Source organism: Paenibacillus sp. AN1007 (assembly GCF_040702995.1).
GTDB lineage: Bacteria > Bacillota > Bacilli > Paenibacillales > Paenibacillaceae > Paenibacillus.
The window spans coordinates 4,971,860-4,994,371 of record NZ_CP159992.1; the positions used below are offsets into that span (position 1 = coordinate 4,971,860).

General features: G+C 46.7%; 19 protein-coding genes. 4 read left to right on the forward strand and 15 right to left on the reverse strand.

Annotation, left to right across the window (positions count from 1 at the left end; genetic code table 11):
• Positions 1–222: 222 nt before the first annotated feature.
• From corA to ABXS70_RS22315, 4 genes are all read right to left on the reverse strand, one after another.
• Positions 223–1,182 (reverse strand): magnesium/cobalt transporter CorA, encoded by a 960-nt coding sequence (gene corA / locus ABXS70_RS22300; RefSeq protein WP_342554205.1) that lies wholly within the window; start codon positions 1,180–1,182, stop codon positions 223–225.
• A gap of 393 nt (positions 1,183–1,575) precedes the next feature.
• Positions 1,576–2,565 (reverse strand): inorganic phosphate transporter, encoded by a 990-nt coding sequence (locus ABXS70_RS22305; protein ID WP_342554204.1) that lies wholly within the window; start codon positions 2,563–2,565, stop codon positions 1,576–1,578.
• A gap of 14 nt (positions 2,566–2,579) precedes the next feature.
• Entirely contained in the window at positions 2,580–3,197 is a 618-nt protein-coding gene (locus ABXS70_RS22310) for a DUF47 family protein (RefSeq protein ID WP_342554203.1), read from the reverse strand.
• Between the two features lie 363 nt (positions 3,198–3,560).
• Positions 3,561–4,631, reverse strand: a complete 1,071-nt coding sequence (locus tag ABXS70_RS22315; protein WP_342554202.1) for a DUF3048 domain-containing protein — start codon at positions 4,629–4,631, stop codon at positions 3,561–3,563.
• Positions 4,632–4,976: 345 nt separating this feature from the next.
• Between ABXS70_RS22315 and ABXS70_RS22320 the strand changes: the two genes are divergently transcribed.
• Together ABXS70_RS22320 and ABXS70_RS22325 are read left to right on the forward strand one after the other, a co-directional pair.
• The gene (locus tag ABXS70_RS22320) at positions 4,977–5,516 is read left to right on the forward strand and encodes a DoxX family protein (protein ID WP_366290953.1); all 540 of its coding nucleotides are present in this window, start codon (positions 4,977–4,979) and stop codon (positions 5,514–5,516) included.
• A 154-nt stretch (positions 5,517–5,670) separates the two neighbouring features.
• Positions 5,671–5,883, forward strand: a complete 213-nt coding sequence (locus ABXS70_RS22325) for a hypothetical protein (RefSeq protein ID WP_342554200.1) — start codon at positions 5,671–5,673, stop codon at positions 5,881–5,883.
• Between the two features lie 170 nt (positions 5,884–6,053).
• Here ABXS70_RS22325 and ABXS70_RS22330 read toward each other — a convergent pair whose 3' ends face one another.
• The 3 genes from ABXS70_RS22330 to ABXS70_RS22340 all read right to left on the reverse strand — a co-directional run bounded on the left by ABXS70_RS22330 (position 6,054) and on the right by ABXS70_RS22340 (position 8,411).
• Positions 6,054–6,839, reverse strand: a complete 786-nt coding sequence (locus tag ABXS70_RS22330; protein WP_342554199.1) for a class III extradiol ring-cleavage dioxygenase — start codon at positions 6,837–6,839, stop codon at positions 6,054–6,056.
• Positions 6,840–6,952: 113 nt separating this feature from the next.
• Positions 6,953–7,783 carry an alpha/beta fold hydrolase gene (locus ABXS70_RS22335; protein WP_342554198.1) on the reverse strand — a complete coding sequence of 277 codons (831 nt, stop codon included), beginning with the start codon at positions 7,781–7,783 and terminating at the stop codon, positions 6,953–6,955.
• Positions 7,784–8,177: 394 nt separating this feature from the next.
• Positions 8,178–8,411: a hypothetical protein gene (locus tag ABXS70_RS22340; RefSeq protein ID WP_342554197.1), complete on the reverse strand. Its 234-nt coding sequence runs from the start codon at positions 8,409–8,411 to the stop codon at positions 8,178–8,180.
• A 413-nt stretch (positions 8,412–8,824) separates the two neighbouring features.
• On the opposite strand from ABXS70_RS22340, the gene ABXS70_RS22345 reads away from it, so the two are divergent.
• Positions 8,825–9,631, forward strand: coding sequence for a hypothetical protein (locus ABXS70_RS22345; protein WP_342554196.1), 807 nt, complete (start codon positions 8,825–8,827; stop codon positions 9,629–9,631).
• 237 nt (positions 9,632–9,868) lie between these two features.
• Here ABXS70_RS22345 and ABXS70_RS22350 read toward each other — a convergent pair whose 3' ends face one another.
• Both ABXS70_RS22350 and ABXS70_RS22355 read right to left on the reverse strand, forming a co-directional pair.
• On the reverse strand, positions 9,869–10,834 hold the full coding sequence (locus ABXS70_RS22350) for an AraC family transcriptional regulator (RefSeq protein WP_342554195.1): 966 nt from the start codon (positions 10,832–10,834) through the stop codon (positions 9,869–9,871).
• Between the two features lie 282 nt (positions 10,835–11,116).
• Entirely contained in the window at positions 11,117–14,278 is a 3,162-nt protein-coding gene (locus ABXS70_RS22355) for a copper amine oxidase N-terminal domain-containing protein (protein ID WP_342554194.1), read from the reverse strand.
• Between the two features lie 321 nt (positions 14,279–14,599).
• Here ABXS70_RS22355 and ABXS70_RS22360 point away from each other — a divergent pair, with 321 nt between their 5' ends.
• Positions 14,600–15,568 carry a hypothetical protein gene (locus ABXS70_RS22360; RefSeq protein WP_366290960.1) on the forward strand — a complete coding sequence of 323 codons (969 nt, stop codon included), beginning with the start codon at positions 14,600–14,602 and terminating at the stop codon, positions 15,566–15,568.
• A 174-nt stretch (positions 15,569–15,742) separates the two neighbouring features.
• On the opposite strand, the gene ABXS70_RS22365 is transcribed toward ABXS70_RS22360, so the two are convergent.
• The 6 genes from ABXS70_RS22365 to ABXS70_RS22390 form a co-directional block, all read right to left on the reverse strand.
• Positions 15,743–16,348: a GNAT family N-acetyltransferase gene (locus ABXS70_RS22365; protein ID WP_366290963.1), complete on the reverse strand. Its 606-nt coding sequence runs from the start codon at positions 16,346–16,348 to the stop codon at positions 15,743–15,745.
• A 76-nt stretch (positions 16,349–16,424) separates the two neighbouring features.
• Complete coding sequence (gene ilvA, locus ABXS70_RS22370) at positions 16,425–17,657, reverse strand: threonine ammonia-lyase IlvA (RefSeq protein WP_342556223.1); 1,233 nt, start codon at positions 17,655–17,657, stop codon at positions 16,425–16,427.
• Positions 17,658–17,853: 196 nt separating this feature from the next.
• Positions 17,854–18,720, reverse strand: coding sequence for an alpha/beta hydrolase (locus tag ABXS70_RS22375; protein ID WP_342554191.1), 867 nt, complete (start codon positions 18,718–18,720; stop codon positions 17,854–17,856).
• 570 nt (positions 18,721–19,290) lie between these two features.
• The gene (locus ABXS70_RS22380) at positions 19,291–19,896 is read right to left on the reverse strand and encodes an alpha/beta hydrolase (protein ID WP_342556222.1); all 606 of its coding nucleotides are present in this window, start codon (positions 19,894–19,896) and stop codon (positions 19,291–19,293) included.
• Between the two features lie 14 nt (positions 19,897–19,910).
• Positions 19,911–20,861: a ring-cleaving dioxygenase gene (locus ABXS70_RS22385; protein WP_342556221.1), complete on the reverse strand. Its 951-nt coding sequence runs from the start codon at positions 20,859–20,861 to the stop codon at positions 19,911–19,913.
• 459 nt (positions 20,862–21,320) lie between these two features.
• Positions 21,321–22,403 (reverse strand): hemolysin family protein, encoded by a 1,083-nt coding sequence (locus ABXS70_RS22390; protein WP_366290966.1) that lies wholly within the window; start codon positions 22,401–22,403, stop codon positions 21,321–21,323.
• Between the last annotated feature and the right edge of the window lie 109 nt (positions 22,404–22,512).

A 22,512-nucleotide genomic window follows, 5' to 3' on the forward strand; every position in this document is an offset into this window, starting at 1 on the left:
GGATGTCATTTAACTCTGTATTAGCTGTGCACAAGTTTACAAGAGCGAATGACTTATGCACATGTGGATAGAAAAACGAAACAAAGAGATGTCCGTCCGCTCAGAGGGACAGTTCATCATAAGCAGACACCAAAGGCCGCCAGGCAGCATTCCTTCGAGCAGATGGATATCGTTTGCCCGAAAGTTCGCCAAGCGGCCTATTATTTCATCAACCATCCCTATCTACTTAAACCAGCCGCGCTTCACAAACCAAGCCACCATGCAGCCGCCCAGTACAAACATCAACAGCAGCACAGCACCATAGCCATATTTCCATTGAAGCTCCGGCATATGAGCGAAGTTCATTCCGTAGATACCCGCAATTAAAGTCAGCGGCATAAATACCGTCGTTATTACGGTCAGCGTCTTCATAATCTGGTTCATCCGATTCGAATTCAGTGATATATAGCTATCGCGCAGGTCCGCCGTCATCTCCCGATCAGCTTCGATCATATCCGTCAGTTTGAGCAGATGATCATAAATATCCGTAAAATAAGCGGTATGTTCCCCCGTTCGCTGTACATGCTGTGAATTAATCACCCGATAGAGGAGATCACGCATCGGAACGACAGTGCGTCTGAGCTTCAGCAGTCGACTGCGCAGGTCAAACACCTGATTCATCAACTCTTCCACAGACTCCTGTCCTCCTCGGTTCTCCAGTTCAGCCAGCTCGTCTTCAATAGCAAACAGCGATGGAAAATAATGATCGACCAGTTTGTCCATCACGGTATACGCCGCCGCGACCGGACCTCTAGCCCAGATGGTACGTTCATGGGCATGTTTCAGCAGTCGGTCCCAGGCTTCATCGATCTCCTCCAGTCTCCCATGATGAAAGGACACCAGAAAGTTCGGCCCCAGGAAAAGATCTACCTCCTCCGCCTCCAGCGTAGTCGGATTCAGCGCATGTAATACAAGGAACTGTAAATTCTCATAATAATCCAGTTTGGGACGCTGCAGGACATGCAGACAATCTTCAATGGCAAGCGGGTGAAAATGAAAATATGTATCCAGCAGCCGGCTTTCTTCCTCTGTTGGCTGGTTGAAATCTGCCCACACCCAGGCATAATCATTCAAATCCAGCTCCTCAAGCGGCATGTTAACGGTGACTTGATGATCCCGTGTAATTGCAAGTGTACGAATCATGGATTAGACCACGTCCTTGTCTCTTGTCGATGTTCTTCCTTTATTATTATACAACGCCGTACGCAGCACATCTTCCTTCATGCAGCGTTACTCCCGATCCTTTCACTTACAGCATACACGCCAGTTCGTATGTAACAACAAAAAAAGCCAACCCGGTTGGCTTCTCTCATTTCCCCTATCCACAGTTCCCTGTATCCACAGGAAGGTTTCTTTTGGTTTATCATTCCACGGATGGCTATCCACATATCCAGCCTGTCCACACCTTCGTGCACAGGCATTTCCTCAACTCATTGTATAATTATCCACATATCCCGATATTCACATCGTTATAAACAGGTTCGCGCCCCATCTCGTTATCCGATCGACGTGCCGAGCATTTCTGTTGATAACCGTCTAAAAAATAATCCAGTACAGCAGACCAGCAAGTGCTCCCGTAATAGGAATCGTAATAAACCACGTAATAATGATGCGTCCAGCCAGTCCCCATTTTACAGCTGAGAATCGTTTCGCTGAACCTACACCCAGAATCGCGGATGTAATTGCGTGTGTCGTACTTACCGGAAGGTGCAGCAGTGTTGCTGAGAAAATAACGGAAGCAGCAGATAAATCGGCCGCAAAACCGTTAATCGGTTCGATTTTGAAAATTTTAGTCCCCATCGTTTTGATGATTTTCCATCCACCAACCGATGTCCCCAGGGCCATTGCTGTCGCTGCAGAAATTTTAACCCACAGCGGTACTTCCAGATGATCCTGTACCTTGGCTGCCACAAGTGCAAAAGTGATAATCCCCATCGCTTTTTGCGCATCGTTGGTACCATGAGTGAATGCCTGCAGAGCAGCCGTAAAAATCTGTACTGTACGAAAGCCTTTATTCACATTGTGTGGACTTCGTTTAGCAAACACATATTTGAGAATCGTCATCACGATATAACCTATTGCAAAAGCAATCAGAGGTGATAACAGCAAACCTGCGACGATATCGATGAATCCAGTCCATTTCACTTTGTCCGAGCCGGCTCCAACGAGCACAGCACCAGCGAGGGCTCCGATCAATGCATGTGAAGAAGATGAAGGAATTCCAAACCACCAGGTGACCAAATTCCAGATAATCGCGGCAATCAAGGTGACGATGACGACCTCGATCCCGTTATCCAACTTGGTGGGGTCCGTCACACTCCCCCCAATCGTCTTTGCAACACCTGTAAACATCATCGCACCGACAAAGTTCATCACAGCCGCCAAAATAATCGCGCGGCGCGGCGTTAGTGCACGTGTAGATACCGATGTTGCAATGGCATTAGCCGTGTCGTGGAACCCGTTGATGAAGTCAAACGCCAGTGCAAGGAAGACGACTATACCTAATACCCAAATCGTTGTTTCCATTATTCTCTGGCTCCTTAAGAATTACGCATGATGATGGATTCAAGAACGTTCGCTACATGCTCGCAAGCATCCGTTGTTGTTTCAAGGCGTTCGTATATTTCTTTACGCTTGATCAATTCAATCGGATCGGACACAGTAGCGAAGAGATTCTTGATACAGTTACGCAATACTTCGTCGCCTTGGTTTTCCAAATCATTCAAACGAATCGTATATTCACGAATCGCCAGCAATTTTTTCTGGGACAGTAAATGAATCGCCTTCTGAATTTCGTAAGCCGATTCGCGCAAAATCTCTGCAAATTGAACGATATATTCGTCCGGTTCAACCAATTGGTACATATAGAAACGGGAAGCCGTTGCTTCGATTCCGTCCAATACGTCATCAAGAGTCGTTGTCAGTTCCATAATATCATCGCGTTCGATCGGCGTGATAAATGTTTTGTTGAGTTCTGTAATGATCGTGTGCACGTAGTCATCACACTGAGACTCGTACTTCTTCATTTCATTAGCAAAAAGAGTTACATCCTGAAGGTTGGAAACATGCTGGGAGAAATAATCTGCCGCCTGAACAACCGTATCTGCCATGCTCTCCAGTGTTTCAAAAAATATGTCCTTCTTCTTCTTAATCTTCATAGCTCTATCCCCTCTTCGAGAAATTGCGCCGATAACCGATGAAACATGAAATGACAACCTTTGATATCTTATCATATTTGTTTCATGGTTTGTACAAAACCTGCGATCCTTTTTTATATTCTTCTCATATAAACCTGAAATGAATCTTAATTATTTGGAATTATGGCAAAATCAGACTCTGATTTTACACTGCGTTTACAAAACTCCTGGAAAACTGTTCCGGAGACCAGCTTTTATTTTCAAAACAAGCATATCTATTCAGATAGAAGTCTTCATTAAGCGACACCTTTTTCACTGTTTTCTTCATTCCTAGAACTGTATTCTGCTGGTGTGAAATCCAACAAATGATTTGCATGCTTTCTCTTATGACTTAGTCAGTGTCACATGATCAGAAAAATTCGGATGGTTCGGTACGATGTTAATAAAGGTTTTACCCGGTATAAGATTGACTTCCTGCCCATCATGAAGGAAACGAATAATATCCCCTTCTTTTTTAACCCACTGCCCGCGAATCATTTTGCCCTTCTGAAACAGCATCGCGTCACCGCCCTCATCAACGTTCACGGACAATCTGCCCACATCGTCGAGCACCTTATGATCAGCTCCGGCTGCAATGATATTCGATGCTCCAAGCTGAATGCCGTTATTTTTGTCCTCATCTGGCTTCCCGTTCACCATTCTCATATATCGTCCGCTAACTTCATCATATTCATACGTAACTTTATAACTATTTAATAAATAATGGATATCCAATTGCTTTACAGTCTCCCCTGCGGCTGCTGATCCTTCTTCATCATACTTGTACACAGGAGACTGAAATTCGTGGCTGAACCCTTTCTTCTCTGCACCTTCTCTTAGCTTGTCCACAGAGGTATACAAATTGTGCGGTGCTTTTCGGTCTTTGGAACGCCAGAAGTAAGGCCCGCCATTCGAAATTTCATCCATATGCTGTTTCCGCTGTTTTTGCAAAATCGAATAGGCTTCCGGGCTGCCTCCGGCATGAACAAGCACCCCGTCATAACTCTCGCCGAGTTCAATAAGATATGGGCGAATGCTGCGTACGGGACCAACTGTCTCTGCTCCGCCTTCACTCTGGAAAATGGCAATGAAACGGGTGATGCCGCCTTCAGCGAGCACTTCAATGATAATGTCCGCTGCGCTCATTCCCGATTGAGGACGTGCTGCTGGCGCATTGTTAATCATCACCGCCAGCGGTCGCTGTGCAGCAGCTTTCTCAACGGCCAGTCCCGTGAAAGGAGCTCTAAAGCCAGAATCAACAGGTTCCTCCACCGCTTTCTCTTCCTGAATCGGAGCCGGCGCTGGCTCGGGTTGGGGGATTTGCGCAGTCTCCTTACTCTGGCAAGCAGCAAGACTCAAGGCAAGAAGGCAGATGGATAATGCCGATACGGTTTTGTTCCAAGAAAACGACTTCAATATAGAACCTCCTGAATGATTTGGCTGAATCGCTCTTTGCGCAGCATGTGATATTCCTCTCATGCAGACAACCATCTCACGTATTTCCTTCCATTTAATCACAACGCTTCCGTTTTGTCTGCGCCCTGTAAACCTTGTCCCAGCTCAAAAATCGATTTTGAATCACGAAATGAGCAGATAAATGTGTCCTAAATGTGAACTCCTCAAACCTTACTTAAAATTTGAACTAGTTTGTGATTTTAATCACAAACAAAAACACTGCAGGACTATACAATAAAGACATCAAAGGTGATCACTTAGAAAAACAAAAACAACACACTAGATTCCATAAGAGGAGTGGTTTATATGTTCAGCTTCAACCAATGGCTTAGAGAAAACAAAGTGGCAATGTGGATTTTAACAGTACTTCGGGTGTATATCGGTTATGACTGGATGACTCACGGATGGAGCAAATTGACCGGCGGATTCCAAGCTGGCGGGTTCCTCGCTGGAGCACTTGAAAAAGCAACAGGCGATCATCCAGCCGTGCAGGCTTGGTGGGCAACTTTCCTTGAAAAATTCGCAATTCCGAATGCCGGACTGTTCGACTTCGTCATTCCGCTCGGTGAATTCCTGGTAGGTTTGGGACTCATCCTCGGATGCTTCACAACACTTGCGGCGCTGATGGCAATGGTCATGAACTTCGCGTTCCTCTTCTCGGGTACAGTGAGCACGAACGCTCAACTGGTAGTGATGGAAATCTTCATCGTCGTAGCTGGTGCAAATGCTGGTAAAATCGGTCTGGATCACTGGGTGCTGCCTTACCTTCACGGACTTTTCAAAAAAGACAGAACGATGCAGCCTACAAATACACCAACCATCACACCAACGAAAAAAACGGCTTAATCGCTAAAACATAAGAAATGCGGCCCTGCTTCCTCCCCTTGAAGCAGGGCTTTTTAACGGCCTGCTTTCCATCGCCAGCTGCCTCTCACTTGCTCACCTGTGGAATCCCATATTATGATGGAGTTAAAGTTTATCATCGTAAAGGAGTATTCCTATGCCCATTCAGCGCCGTCTTGAAACTGACGCCGATTTTCAGGAAGCCATGACCTTAAAACATAAAATCCGCGTATTTAAAGATAACCACCAGATCGACTCTGGAGGTGTTATTATCCGATTCGATGAGAAAACCGTTGTTGTTCAGTCCAGCGTAAGCGAACTAGCCTACCACTCGCGTGCAGCTTGTGAGCTTTTTGAAATTCGAAAATAGTCTTATGCTGTACTGGAGGCGAAACTTCATATACAGAAGCGTGTGATACCTCTTGGACGCGTTATTCCCGAACACAAAAAAGGTTCCTGCAGTCAGCCAGCTGACAGCAGGAACCTTTTGCTTGTTTATATTCAACGATATTGATCTATTCTGTTCTCATCTGCTCCAAGTTATATGCTGTCACCAAACTGCCAGCAATTCAAACTTAATGTGCCGCAGGCATACGATTGAAATAATCGCTTCGCGGTGCGAGACATATCTGCTGTGCCCATGGCGTAGAACAATGGGGCAAGATGTTCCATGCCGTATGACGGAACTGCCGTCCGAGCATGAGGGGCTTTTTTTTCATACAGAAACAATTCTCTGGTATTCCACTGCTGCAGACGCTCAGCGAGCCAGTCATCAAATTCTACGGCCCAATCCTGCGGCTCATCATCTTGTGCAAGCATTCTGAGGTTATGCACCGTCCCGCCACTACCGATCATGAGTACATTATCATGCCTGAGCTGTTCCAGCATACGCCCAATATCATACTGCTCTTGCGGTGAACGCAGCGAGTCTACCGATACGGCAATAACCGGAATGTTCGCTTCAGGATACATATGCAGCAGCGGCACCCATACGGCATGATCCAGCCCGCGTCCTCGAACAGGTCGATGTGACAAGTTGCTGCGCGAGAATAACGCACAGATCTCATCCGCAATCTCGGTCTGCCCAGCCGCAGGGTACTGTATGTTATACATCGCCGGAGGGTATCCATAAAAATCATGCAGGGTCTGATGGGATTCATCCATCGTCACCGAAGGCTCGGGAGAATCCCAGTGTGCGGTGAATACAACGATGGCCTTTGGAGCCGGCAGCCTGTCTCCAAGCTTGTTCAAAAATTGAGTGTAGTCACTGCTCTCCAACGCCAGAGTGGGAGAACCATGCGCAATGAATAGTGCAGGTAATGTCATTGCTGCCAACCTCCAGACACGGATAGGATGCTTACCCCTCTATTTTACCCCGAAGAAGCCGCTTTTCCAAGTTAATACCCGTGACTTTTGAATTATGACGTTCGGCTTATCCCTTAGATCATCCAGTGCTGCCAGTTCTCTTCAATCTTCTGACGCTCTCCGAGCCATTCTCTCGTACGTGTAATCAGTTGTTCACGCTCTTTACCGGATGAGAAGGTATGGTTGCCCTGGAAAATGATTTCCTTGTCGCAGCGCCCTTCCTGACGCATCCAGAACACTTTCTGATAGAGAAAGGCATAGTCTACAGGGATGACCTCATCTGAAGTACCGTGTACAACCAGCACATCCCCGTTAAACTTCACCGCTTCCTGAAACGGTTGATGCTCTGCAAGTGACTCGAAAAATTTAGGTGTGAATTTATACCCCAGATAATCGGCAGTCCCTGTTCTTACCCCCTCGTCATACACGTCCCGCCCTGTAATCTTCACAATATCATTGAACGGGTAACCAACAGCCGACCACATGACCAGATTTTTAACCCGTTTGTCTCGTACAGCGGTTAACAGCGCAACCGCTCCGCCCAAGCTGTGTCCAATCAAAGTCACACGTGTAGGGTCGACATCGCTGCAGTTCACAGCATAATCGAGCACAGAACGCGTCTGCTGTACCATAGACTCCAGCCCTTCCGCTCCGTATTCACCGCTGCTCTCTCCGCAGCCGATGTAATCGAAACGCAGCACCAGATAACCGTCTTCCGCTAGTTCACGAGCTGTCTTCACAAATAATCGATCCACGCCAATCCGGCTTCCCACAAAGCCATGGCAGATGACAGCCAAGGGGACGCGCTGCTGGCGTGTCTCCTCTTTGATATCATGTACAACCGGATAGTGAATCGTTGCGGTTAACTCCTCTTCTCCGTGACGGATGCTGATCTGACGTTCCATACCGATTTCCCCTTTCCATAGTGACCTTGCGATTGGTTTCCTTGTTATATATTCAAATATTGCGCATTAATTATATTTAATCCGATAAGTTTAGTAAGTATTAAGAAGATATTAGTATATTATCATCCCCACACCTGCAAGTCAACGCGTGAAATGACATCACTATTTCGGGTACCGGTTTTCTTTTTCACTCATTATCCTACAAAAAAAAGAGCCTGGCTGTATTCAGCCCGGCCCCGCATATTTCTGTCCTATTGCCATTCAGTTCCTACATCCATTCTATGTGCATTTTTCATTCGTGAAAACATTTAAAAAGCCTAACGCTGAAACAAGCATCGCTTTTGCTAACCTATCGTAATCATCGTCTTATGGTATGCTGCTTACGATCACGTTCTCACTCGTAGCTCCTGCGAAACATCGAATGGGTCTCGATTCGTCCGCTCCACTCATGCTGCTGACCTTCCCCGTCGTTGTTCCAAAAGCTTCGTCCCTGCAGATTATGATCGTCCAGCTCGTCGCTGAATTCCGCATCCTCCACTGCCTCGTTCATCGGCACCACTTCATCAACGACACCACGTGAGTTGCTGTTGAGCAGCATCTTTCGTGTCAGATCTGATTGCTTATCCATTTTGAACACCCTCCTATCCATCATTTCGGTTTGGAAATGCTACTATTGTGATGGATTAGGCAGCTCTTTATGCATGGTTCACAGAATCGTTGCTTCTTCCGATCGAGCAGTGTATATTCACGCATTCACGGGGGAAAATAAAACCAAAATTACAGGCACTCCTGTCCCGGAAGCCTGTTAACGGAAAGGAAGAAACTCATGGCACATCTACTTGGATGGATTCAGCATCATGGAAAACTGGTGCTCTTATGTACCTGTGTTGTGCTTGCCTGCATCGGGCTTTGGGTGAACCATAAGCAGTTATTTTATAAGGAATGACTTTGCGAAACGAGAGGCCTTCCCGTATACTAAAATACCGTCAGGGTCTTCGTGGAATGGAAGATCAGAACGTGTGAAGACAGGGGGAGCAATCATTGGGGATTTCCTATAAAAAGCTGAAAGAATTACAAAATCGGCAGATTACAGAGATGGGCCGGATGACACCGGATAACGTACAATTGTATGACCGGATCAGCACCATTGCACGGCAGGCACCAGTAGACGAGAGAACACAGGAAGAATGGATTCTCGCTGCGGGAAAAGCCATCGTACAAGCGCAGCAGGATAACAAATCTGCACGTGAACTGTACGGACCTGATCTTGAAAAAGATATTTATGTACAGCTTGGAGTACATGATGCAGATGATTCACATACAGAACCGCAGACGAATGCTGCCAAGCCCAAAGATGCAGGAAGACCAAGCAAGAAATCCAACGCCGTCTCAGAGCAGACAGTCGATCATGCGGATACGACAGAACCTGTGAAACGAACACCTAAATGGTATGTCATGATTGCTTGGACAGCTGTATCCGTTGTGCTGCTCATCCAGGGCTGTGCAGGGCTGTTCTTCGGTTGGACAGATGGAGACACCGAAGCATTTGAACATATCAGTCTGTTCTCTCTCATTATTGCCGCTGTAGGCGGGATTGCGCTCGTAGAGATGCTGCGCCGATTAGCAGAGCGCCCTGATGACCAAGGAGAAGACAAACACGTGATGCCTAAGGTGAACGTTCGTGGCATTGCCATTTACATTGTCATTGTTGTACTGGTACTCTTTGTCGGTTATCCACTTCGGGATAAACTTCCCGTGTTTTACATGGCTCCATGGGTAAGTACAGTTATTGGCGTTGTTGGGCTTGTCTTGATCCGTCCTGTTTTTGGGCAAAAGAAGCAGGCGTAAACCCGATGAATACGGCTTTCCATATTCACTTCTAACCACTACATTTATACCCACCAGGTTGATTTCAATTCAAAAAGATGATCCACGATTATACACGGATCAGCATGATTTTTATTGAGAGAAACATCATATAAAGCCTCTTATTTGCTTAGTGTATTTTTTAAGGGACCGCTCGGTCCCTTTTCTGTTATATGTTTTATTTGTTATTAGGGTTTCTTCCCCTTCGCCAGCAGCTGTTTAGGGCTGATCTTGATTATTGTGAAAAGACACGCTCTGCCTCAGTTGGAGCTGATTGCGGTGCTTCACACCTCTGCCCGGTGTTTCCCCGAATTCACGTTTATACATGCGAATGAAATAATTCACTTCCATGCCTACGTTCTCCGCCGCTTCCTTCACACTAGCCTGAGGATGCTTGTTCAACCACTCCAGTCCTTTTTGCAGACGCCAGCGCTGCATGTATTGATGGCCCGTCACACCGTAATGCTGGTGAAACAAACGATTCAGATGCTGCACAGAGTAGCCTACGGCTTCGGCCACATGTTTCAATAACAGATCATCCTGATAATGTGCCTGCATCAAGGCCACTGCCCGGTTAAGCCCATCCATACCTGCATCCGAATTAACATGTACGCGTGAATCGCCCGTCCTGTACTCCTGAACAGCACCCCCAGGTTCTAATGAGGACTGTCCGGACCTTTTCTCCCTTAAAGGAGAGGAACATACTGTCGATGTCGATGTAATGGCTTGGGTTATATCAAGAACCAGCCTGTATACCAAAGCAGATGTATTCCACATGGATACCCTACCCTGATCCAGTGCTTCCCAGAGTTCCATCATTCGTGACCATATCAGATCGAACTGGGTTATTGTGGAAGGCGTTCTCTGAATTAAACCGGCCGTTTGAAGCACCAACGCTGCCGCATCACCGCCGATGCCGATGTACCCCAACTCTCCGCCATTTTTGGGGTGAGGAATGTATTCATGAGCTGTTTCTGATTCAAGTACAAACAGCTGCCCAGCCTGGATGACTACAGTCCCTTTTCCCGAAATGTTGAAATGTCCCCCACCGCCCCGTGCCAAAAATAACTGATGCACCGGAAAACCCTGGGGTCTATGCAGTCCTTTCTCTTCCTGCGTACCCACACCGTACAGATACAAAGGCAATCGCGAATCCGGTTCCCCCGCCAAACGAAACGCTAACATTCCATCCTCCCTTTCGGCTCATGAACTGTCTCCTCTATGACTTCTATTATCCATCGTTTGTTACATCCCCAGCAATGACCTAAGGAACCCTTTTAGAAGCTTAATTACTGGAAAAATAAGGACATTGGTCACGTTAGATCATGGGAGTGATGGTTATGGTTAAAACAAAAACTACCTTCCCCGCAGGAAAGGTAGTTGATGAATCATTATACTTTTTTAGAAACTCGGAATCTGACTTAGAACTTCGGAACCTGACAAACAACTATTCGGACAGCACTTTGCTTATGAAGCAGGTGTGTCAGAAGATGGCACATTCGCCGCCGGTGGGTTCGCTGATGATTGAGCAGGCACCTCCACTGTGACTTTAGAAGCATTGGATAAGGCGTTACGAACGGATTGCTGCTGTGCAACAGAGAGAACATAAATTTGATACGTTCCAGAAGTTATTGTCTGTCCACTTGTATCTTTGGAAAGAGTTAATAACGTATCACCTTTCGTTAATTCCTGATATCTATCGGCACTGATACTGTTAGCCTCATCCAGTCCAAAACGGGAACCGTCCTTCACAATGAAAGCTCTGTATTGTGAAATACCCTGCTCATTGTCTGACTGAAGATTAACCTTTATGATTTGCCCTTCACTACTTGCAGTTACTACAGCTGCTTTTACATCGATCGGCTGTGCCTGCTGCTTCGCATTGATTTTGAATACATTAGAGCCACGAGACAGACTGGATTCTCTTGAATTGTTTTCTGACAAAGATAAGACAAAAACTTGGTACGATTTACTAGAATCAATCTTATTCCCGCTAACATCCTTTGTGAATGCAAATGGTTGAACATTCGCACTAGACCCGTTTTTAGGTACAGTCAGATAACTATTAGTAGAAGAGAGAACGGATTTGGCTGCAGCCAAGTTAAAAACTTCCGACTGACTTGAAGGCACGATCATTAAGGCATAGCTGGCGATCCCTGCATCATTTTGAGGTTTCGTGAAATTGATTGAAATGTCGGTTGCCTCTCCGGTTGCTTGTGCTGCTTCAGCAAATGTTACTGCGACATTACTTGCTTCCTGAACAGCAGAAGTCAAATTTAGCTTAACAACACCTGATGGTGACGATAAAGCATTTGACAGAGAACTGTTGTTATTCACAGCCATTACATAAACTCGATATTCCCCGCCGTTAACGATCGTGCTGCCATCTGTTGTTAAGGTTCCAACAGGCAGCCTGAACGAGGTGCTATTCGATTTATTTACAGCAGTATAAAATCTGCTGTCTAAAGAACTTGCGGTAGATAAACTCAATGAACTGTTCGCTTTTACAACAAATACACGGTACTGACTCACGTTCGCTTCATTCGCTGATCGGTTAAATGTCACTTGGATATCATTCGCATTACCGTTATCCGCCACATCAGCTGCAGTTACATTAGTCGGTGCACTTAAAGCTGCATTTTGTGTTAACGTGATTTGGGCCGAGGATGAAGATAGGGCATTCTGGCTCCAATTTCCGTTATTGTTTACCGACAGGACAAACACACGGTAAGGAAGGCCATTGGAGATCAGGTTCCCGAATGTGTCCCGTGTATTAGACTGCAGGTTTACTGTAAGATTGCTTCCCGTTTTATTTACCTGCGTGTAATAGCTTGACGAGTTGGCAGAATTCAGATTGAAGCTTCCTGCATAGCTTGCGGGCACTACAAACACGCGATAGTGAGAAATACTGGATTCATCTGACGCTTTGGTAAACGAGACACGCAGGTCAGATCCGTTCCCATTGTCCGCGATATCGGTAACAGACAGATTGCTCGCCACACCTGCAGTGCTGTTAGAAGTCAGTCTCAACACACTCGAAGAAGCTGACAGCGCATTGGTGTAGTTGTTCTGCTGCGTACCTGCTGCCATGACAAAAATCCGATAATCCTGCAAATTCGTTACGTTGTAACCGCTGGTGTCTCTCATATTCGAAGGCAGGTTAACCGTAATGTTATTACCGGTTTTATTCACCGTGTAATACAAGCTGGACGACAGATTGCTTGCTGTAGTCAGATTAAAGCTGCTTGCCACCGTATTGCGTACAACAAACACACGATAGTTCGCCACCTTCGACTCATCCGATGAACGGTTAAAGCTTACCTGAATGTCGCGTCCATCTCCATAATCCGAAATATCTCTCACTTGTGTAATGACTGGAGCTGATGCTGTGTTTACAGACAGCGTCAGGGAAGATGAAGCCGAGGACAGTTTGCTGTCTGTTGATGTATTCGTGCTTACAGACATGATGTAAACAACATAAGACGTTCCACTTTTGATCAGTTCGCCTGAAGTATCCCGCGATGAAGAGGTAAGCTGACTTTTAACTGTATTGGAGCTGCCTTTATAAATGATCGTGGAGTTGGCGTTAGATACTTTGTTCGCAGTATCCAGGTTAAACGATGATGCATCCTTCGCTTTCACAACAAAAGCGCGGTAGTACGTAATATTCGAAGTTGTGCTCGGCTGCGTGAAGTTGATCTCCATATCTCTACCATCACCATAATCGCTGACATCTGCGGCGCGCAGGTTCGTTACAGCCTGTACGGAAGAACGAACATTATTCAACTTCAAGCTCTGAGAAGACCAGCCTAACGTATTTTTGTAGTTATTGCTGCTGTTGCCTACAGTTAATACATATAAACGGTAGGTTTCATTGCTGTTTAACAGATCGCCATTAACATCACGTGTCTGGGCGTTGAGGGTAAGCTTCGGATTGCTGCCATTAGGTGTAATGGAGGTATAGTTCCCCGAAGGTACAGCTGCCGCTGCCGTTTCGTTAAAGGTGTTCACATTGCGCGTTTTCACCAGCATCACGCGGTAAGCAGATACCGTCTTCTCCGACATTGCACGTGTGAAGCTTACCGTCAGATCACGGCCATCTCCATTGCTGCCGGATACTGATCCATAGATATTCCATGCGGAATACTGTGTGTCGTCAATCGGCGGTTCAGATGCAGTTGTTGTTTTGATATCCACACGCTGATTACGTGAGTTCCAGAACACTTTTTCCCCAAAAGCTTCACTCACAAAACGAATCGGCACCATGGTATTGCCCTTGATTGTACTCGCAGGCACATCGAGTTTGGTCAGCTGTCCGTTGATATACGCAGCTTTGGAACCTAGGGTTAACGAAACCTCTTGGTCACCACGGGTTGCCGTAATCTTTTTGGTTTTGTTACTGTACTGCACATCCGCATCAAGTCCTTCAAAAATGGACCGCAGCGGAACGAGCACACGTCCAGCCTTCATTACTGGAGCCTGCATCGATGGCAGCTCGGTATCGTTAATATAAATGCTGATTCTTGCTGCTGCATCCATCACAGATAGTGGCAGCGCAGACATAAGCATGGCCGATACGGCCAGTGCTGACATCACCTTTTTCACTTGATTGCCTCCCGCTTTCCTCATAACCCTATCCCCAATCTCCCCATATTTAGTTCATCCCTATAGATTAGCTGCGCTGGTCGTTAATTCCTGTATTTTCCTATGCACATCTAAGACGTTCGGATTCATTAAAAAGTTTCCGGTTATCCCAAAAATATTTTCGCAGAAAAATTCACCCTGCATCTACCCTGCAAAGGTTAAAAATAACAGAAAAATTTGTCACTATTCCGCAACCACTTCTTGTACCATTTGCTTTAATCTGTGGTTAATGTATAACCAAACCTGATATACTTTTGTTTTAGCGTTCCTATATGCCAATTTCATACATTCAGGAGGTTCATAACTATGACATTATCTTTGCCATCTTTCAAAAATAAAACGGTACGCACGCTGCTTACAGCGACGGCTATCGCTATGCTTCTTCAAACGGCTGCTGTACCCGCTGCCGGCATTGCTTCCGCCGCGCCTGCTGCAGATATCAAAGTTACCTCAGCTAGTTCAACAGCAATATACAAGTCGTTTCAGACTAAGCTTTACAAAAAGAATGGCCTGCCCGAAGCAGATCGTTATCTGGAGTCCAAGATCAAACAGGTCACCCCATATCATGCCACACTAATGGTAATGCAGCTGGAAAATGCCCGCTACAAAGCGCTTACTGCTATAGAGGACCGTATGCTTGTACCGAATGTTCAGGATCAGATGTTGAAAATCTACAAGTGGAATGACAGCTTCACCCAAATGATGTCCCGCACCAAAGACAGCGCTCTTCGCTCACTGCTGCAGCAGGCCAGAGACAGCGGCTATCGCCTGATTCCAATCGAGGGTTCTCTCTATCCGATCATGAATTATGCTGCGTTTGAAAAATATACCTCTTACGTAAATAAGGATATCAAACAGTACATTCGAATCATGGCCGTGGAAACAAACCATATTTCTACTGAAGATGGAGGGTTGATGATTGGGTATCAGGACATGCTGAATCGTGCCCTGAACCAGGAACAATTCCTGAATGATTATCCCAACTCCAACCGGAAACAGAAGATACAGATGCTGCTGAATGAATATACCTTGTACACTTTTTACGGGCTGGATAATACACCTCTGTTCGATTACGACACCAATATCATGGATGCCAATGCCCAAAAAGGTTACAAAGCTGTCTTACAGCGCAGCTCTTCCAAGGACAGTGCTTTTCTGAAAAAACTGGATGCGTTCATGGATGTTGTGTCCGAATCCAAGTTTGAGAAGACAGAAGCCGTCGAAAAATGGCTGGAAGAGAACGTACCTGTTAATGAGTATTCCAATTATGAGTAGAGAATGATTTTAAAGCTCATTTCATGAACTCGTGCAGCTCCCCGCAGCTGCACAAAACAAAAAAGACGAAGCAGCGTCCACTAGCGAAGCTGCTCTCGTCTTTTTTGCGTACAACCGTATTTGGTAAACTCCTGAGAGCCGTTCCCCAGACAGCAGCCCTCCGTCTATTAGTACCTACAGGTCTGAAATTGTTTTGACCATATGATCGTACTCGTGTCCTCCAATGAGAATGACGTCATCTTGAACGTAGCCCTGGCGTTCATACAGCTGCATCGCACGACCGTTGTCCTGTTCCACGATCAGCGCAGCACGTGTGTGACCTAGTTCTTTACCCTGCTGCTCGAAAGCAGCCATCAGTGCACGGCCGATGCCCTGCCCCTGAAAACTCTCGCTTACCGAAAGAGTATCCAGATAATACTCCCCGGGACGGGTTTCTTTTACCAAAGCATATTTCTCATCCTGATTCCGTCCGGGCCGATCTAATATGGGTTGATCCAGACGATCTGCATCATCACCCGCGTACGCCACCAGCATCCCGGCAACCTGTCCATCCTGCTCCATCACCGTGATGTTCTGATAACTGATCCGATTATTTTCCTGTGTCACGTAGTCCCGCAAAATATCCATTGCCCGCTCATGATCCGCTTCACCCGCCAGCGCATATGCAATATCACCAATGGCCTGCACGAGCAGCGGAACAATTTGATCCACATCCTGCTTCGACGCAGGTCTGATCTGTGGTGCTGCTTTCTGATGATTTGACAGAGTATTTGCTCTCACTATGAAACGCACTCCCCTTCCCTACTTCTCTTTCTTTTTTTCTGCTCTTCTTTTGCCTTTTATTGTGTACGATGCGTCAGATTAACATATTGAACAGATTCAAGTTTTTGTTCAGTTCCGTATATGTGATACCTTTGCGGTTCATCCGTTCGATGAGCGGCTGGTAGTCTTCTTTGTACATCAACTCGATGCCAACCAGGGCAGGGCCGTTTTCCTTATCATGTTTCTTCGTATATTCAAATCTGGCGATATCATCGTTAGGACCAAGCACTTCCTCCAGGAACTCACGCAAAGCTCCTGCACGCTGCGGGAAATTCACCATGAAATAATATTTCAATCCCTCGTAGATCAAGGAACGCTCCTTAATCTCCTGCATCCGGTCAATATCATTGTTACCGCCGCTGATCACACAGACCACTGTCTTGCCTGCGATCTGTTCCCGGTACTGCTCCAGTGCAGCTACAGCCAGCGAACCTGCAGGCTCGACAACGATGGCATTTTCGTTATATAACTCCAGAATCGTTGTGCAGGCTTTGCCTTCAGGAACCTTCACGATATCGTCCAGAATGCTGCTGCAGATGTCATAGGTCAGATCACCAACCCGTTTTACCGCTGCACCATCCACAAATTTATCGATATCGTCCAGCGTAACCACCTGTTTGCGGAACACTGCCTCACTCATAGATGCTGCCCCAAGCGGCTCCACACCGATAATACGTGTCTCTGGGCTGACCGTTTTCATGTACGTTCCTACCCCGGCTGCCAAGCCGCCGCCGCCGATGGTCACAAACATATAGTCTGCATTCTCATCAAGACTTTCCATAATCTCCATCGCAACCGTTCCGTTTCCTGCAATAATCTTCGGCTGATCAAACGGATGGATAAAGGTCATGCCTTTCTCGTCGCATGCACGCATCGCTTCAGCATATGCATCATCATAGGTGTCACCGATCAAAACAACCTCCACATTATCGCCACCAAAACGACGTACCTGCTTCACCTTCTGGTTCGGTGTTGTGCTTGGCATGAAAATTTTACCGTGAATGCCCAGCGCATTACAGCTGAATGCAACCCCCTGTGCATGGTTGCCCGCGCTTGCGCAGACAATGCCCTTCTCCATTTCGGCAGGAGTCAGATTACGTATCATGTTGTAGGCTCCACGAATTTTGAATGAACGCACCACCTGCAGGTCTTCCCGCTTCAGATACACGTTACAGTTATATTTAGCCGACAGTACAGCGTCACGCTGCAGCGGTGTTCTTACAATCACTTCACGCAGCACATGATGTGCGCGCACAATATCTTCCATGCCAACACTGGCATGTCTGGAACCTTCGTTTCCGTTTCCGGCTCCTGTTGTCTCTTGATCGACTGGTTTCATCTGTCTCCACACTCCGCTTATATGGTCTAGCAATGTTATACACTGCTTTTTCTTTTTATTGTATCACTTTTACTCTGTCCCTGCGCCAACCGTGTCTCCATCACTACTCTTCTCTCTAATTTCGTTACTCCGTACCTCTTATCATTCGCAGAATCTCATTAATAATGATCTCAGGATCTGTAAACATCACCAAATGACCCGACCGTGCGGCTTCCACCCATCTTGCATTGGACAGCCTGCTCACGGTCTGTCGATGAGCTTGAACGATTGCTGGTCTGATTTTGCGCTCTCCCCTGCCCGGCAAGGTACCCGAAATGATGCTGACTTCCAGATCTCCCAGCTGCGGAGGCTGTTCCCGCAGCAGCTTCATATCCTGCAGGAAATGCTTCCCCTCGGCAGCCACCGTCTGAGCGGCTTGTACCGTATAATCCTCCCGGAGGTGATCTGCCGCAACATCAGCCGGCTGGGACCGGAATTCCTTAATGCCTAGGAACCGGTACAATCCCAGACGAGCCAGAATGGGTATAAGTGTACCGTTCATCGCAAATCCTACTTTGGCTGTCTTCGAAAAATACAATTCACAGTGTTCATCTGATGGATCTACAAGAAGGATGCCCTTCAGGCGAGACAGGTCGGCAGCCGCCGCTGCGCGAACAATAGGGCCTCCCCAGCTGTGCCCCACCAGAATAAACGGACCCGGTCCCAGCGCCGTCAGCAGGTCATTCAGGTCTTCCGCAATCCTGGCCAAAGTACGGGGAGCAGGATCAACATCACTTCGTCCCGATCCCGCTCTGTCGTATACAACGGTGCGTGCATACTCCGCAGCAGCCGGTACAATCAGACCCCATGATGACCTGGACACTCCCATACCCGACTCAAAAACGACGGTCACTCCCCCTGTCCCTCTACTCATATAATGCAGCTTGCGGCCATCCCGGGTCTGAATATATGAACTTGAACCTAACGTATGTAAGTCATCATTACGACTCATTCCTTCACCATCCCTCTTAACAGATCACACATCCTGAAGCTAACTTCACCATTCCCTAAATGAAAATGATTATCAATAGACAATTATACCTTGTTCCTTCGAAAAAAAGAACACCCGATCCGGCATCGGATCGGGTATCTCTCCCAGCTCTGCAGAGGCTGGACGGACCATATTAAACGTTCTGAGTTCTCGCCAATTTCTCGCGGATCACTCCATTCAACCAGCAGCAAACATCCTTTCGAATTAGGGAGACGGCTTCTTATCCTCGTATGCCATGATCCTTGCTGTTCAGCTGCTCCAACAGCTGATTCATCGCTTCCTTCGGTCATCGCACCGCCGCTAAAGGCCACAAGTGCCCGAAGCGGCATATATTATAAAAACGAAAAACAGCCCGATCTTACCGATCAGGCTGCTTTTGAAATTCTTATATATCGATGTGTCCTCAATCTTATAGACAAGGTCGTGTGAATCGAAGCGTCAACGATAACGCAGCACTTCACGAACATCTCGCATGTCACATCCACAGCACAGTTTAATTTATGGGAAGTACATACAAGTGTCGTACCTATACTACATCTGTGACTTATACCATGCCGCCGCAGCTTCTGCCTCAGACCGTGTCAGCTGATGTCCCTGACGTTCCCAATGCATATGCACATCAGCACCTGCCCCGCTCAGCAGCGAAGCCAATTCCTCCGTTTCACGTTTCGGCACGATTGGATCATTCTCCCCTGCACCGATAAATACCGGCATTCCCTTCAGATCAGGCAGCGTCAGTCCGCGCAGCGGTACCATTGGATGATGCAGGATTGCTCCCTTGAATACATCCGCCTGATGGAACACCAGACTTGCTGCAATGTTGGCCCCATTGGAGTATCCCAGTGCATACACGTTCGTACGGTTAAATCCATACTCCTCCGCGGCAGCATCGATAAAAGAACCCAGCTCTGCCGTCCGAGCAATCAGATCCTCCTCGTCAAATACCCCTTCTGCAAGACGACGGAAGAAACGCGGCATACCATTCTCGGAGACGTTCCCCCGTACTCCAAGGATCGCTGCTCCTGGAGCAATCATCTCTGCCAGTCCAACCAGGTCGTTTTCCGTCCCTCCGGTACCGTGCAGCAGCAGCATAGTCGGTGCATCTGGCTGTGTACCTGCTTTATAGATATGTTTCATTGTGGACGTACTCATTATTTCGTCTCCCCTTTCCATTCACGCACTTGAATTGGCGGCAGCAGTTGTTCGATCTGCGCACGCTGTGGTTCATACCATTCGGGCAGCATCAATTTCTCTCCCATCGTCTCTTGCGGCTCATCCCTTGCAAATCCCGGAGGGTCTGTCGCGATCTCGAACAGAATGCCGCCTGGCTCCCGGAAATATACCGCATTAAAGTACTGACGGTCGATCACCGGTGTTGGGTGATACCCGGTTTGATCCAGATCCTGTTGAATCTGCTCATGCTCCGTATAATCTTTGGCACGCCATGCGATATGATGCACCGTTCCTGCACCGCCGATCCCCCGCTGGATGCCTGTCGATTGAATATCGATGATCTGCCCCAGATCACCCGCTGCACGCAGACGGATCAGGCCATTTTCTTCACCAACCTGCTCCAGACCAAGCTTGCTGACAAGTACGTCCATCGTTTTCTCAGGGACGTGGCTGTATAACACCGCACCCCCAAATCCTTTGACTGCATGCTCCGGTGTTACCCCGTTAAATGCCCACTGGCTTGGCTGACCACCCTCGCGCTCAACGAGTTCAAGGAGCAGTCCTCCTTTATCGAAGAACCGAATATATTGTTCACCGAATCTGGTTTTATTTTCATATGGAATATCGAAGGAAGCAAGACGTTCTTTCCAGAAGGACAGACTGCCCATCGGTACGGCATACACAGTAACTCCCGTCTGACCCGAACCGATCACACCTCTTCTGGCATGCTGCTGCGGGAAAAAGGTAATGATCGTACCCGGAGCTCCCTGCTCATTGCCGTAATACAAATGATACACATCCGGTGCATCAAAGTTGATCGTTTTTTTCACCAATCTGAGTCCCAGTACACCTGCATAAAAATCTACATTTTTCTGTGCGTCGTCTACAAATGCCGTAATATGATGAATGCCTGACGTTCTGAACATAATCTCCACTCCCTTGGATTTGGTTTATCAATTATAGCTTGGTTGTTGTAGGCTTCTTTTATTTACTTTTATATAAGTTGAACTAGAGATGTTTACACATACACATTGATGAAAGAATCGTTTGTATTTATCTTTAAATTAAGATTCTTTAAATACATACTAATCCATTCTTCAGCATTATGCAAGCATTTATTTTAAAATTAAGATATTATAGCGATGGGTCTTGATTTATCTTGATATTCTCGGGGATAATCGGCAAAATTGGCTTCCTTCAGCCTTTTCAGACACGCCTTAATCAAGATAATAAACAGGTTTCCGCATCGAACACGGAAACCTGTCTTCTAACAAATAATATAGTTCGGGCTGGACACATCGAGCTGCGGCCATTTCCAAGACTATAACGATGTCACAGCAGCTCTTGCGTCTCTCTTACCTAGGTAAGGCAAGCTTTGGCTCCGATTGTTACACCAATTTTAATTTCTTCGGTGGATTTACCAGATCCTTATGCTCGTATTCATCCTTGATATCCCCGACAATCTCCTCGAGGATGTCCTCCATCGTCACCATGCCGATTGTTGCGCCAGCTTCGTTTTTGACTGAAGCGATATGCACACGGCTCTGCTGCATCTGAATGAGCACATCCTTGATCGGAGAACGCTCCGAGAAGCTGGGCATCGGATGAATGAACGTATTCATGCTGAACGTTCTGCCCGCCGCCACACTCGTTAACGTTTGCTTGGTATTGATAAACCCGACAAAATGGTCTGCATCCCCACTTGCAATGACAGGATATCTCGTATACTCATGCTGGTTCAACACCTCAATAATCTGATCCAAAGGCATTTCTTTATTCAGCGTAACAATTTTATTTCGAGGAATCATGATCTCCTGGAGCAAACGCTCGTCAAAGGCAAAAATGTTTTTGAGATAGTCCAGCTCCGTCTGGTTAATCTCGCCGCTCTCAAAACTTTGTGCCATAATCAGCTTTAATTCTTCTTCGGAATGCACCGTATCATGCCCGGCAGGTTTGATGCGAAAAATGCCAAGTAATAAACGTGCTGCACCATTCAGCGCATAAATGAACGGATTCATGATTTTACCGAACCAGTAGAGCGGCGGTGCAAGCAGCAGCGTCATCTTTTCAGCAAATTGGATTGCAAGTGTTTTGGGTGCCAGCTCCCCAATGACGACATGCAGGAACGTGATTACTGCCAGCGCAATACCGTAAGAAAGGACAGTAGACAGCGCAGCAGGCACTTCCAGACTCTCGAATAACGGATGAAGCATCTTCTCAACGGTCGGCTCACCCAATGCTCCCAGTACGAGCGCCGTAATGGTAATTCCAAGTTGACATGCAGACAGATAATAATCCAGATGTTGCGCCACTTTTTTGGCGACCACTGCTTTTTTATTGCCTTCCGAGATCAATTGATCAATACGGGACATCCGCACCTTCAAAATAGCGAATTCGGCTCCTACGAAAAACGCGGTCAAACCGATAAATACAGCTACTAAAAATAAATTCAAGGCTATTATTCCGTCCAATGATTTCCCTCAAGATGAGGGATTCACCTCCATTAAGTTTTGAAATATACATCAGAGCAGCGTTCCAGAGAAACAAACATCTCAAATGGCCCTTCACTTTAAATCAACA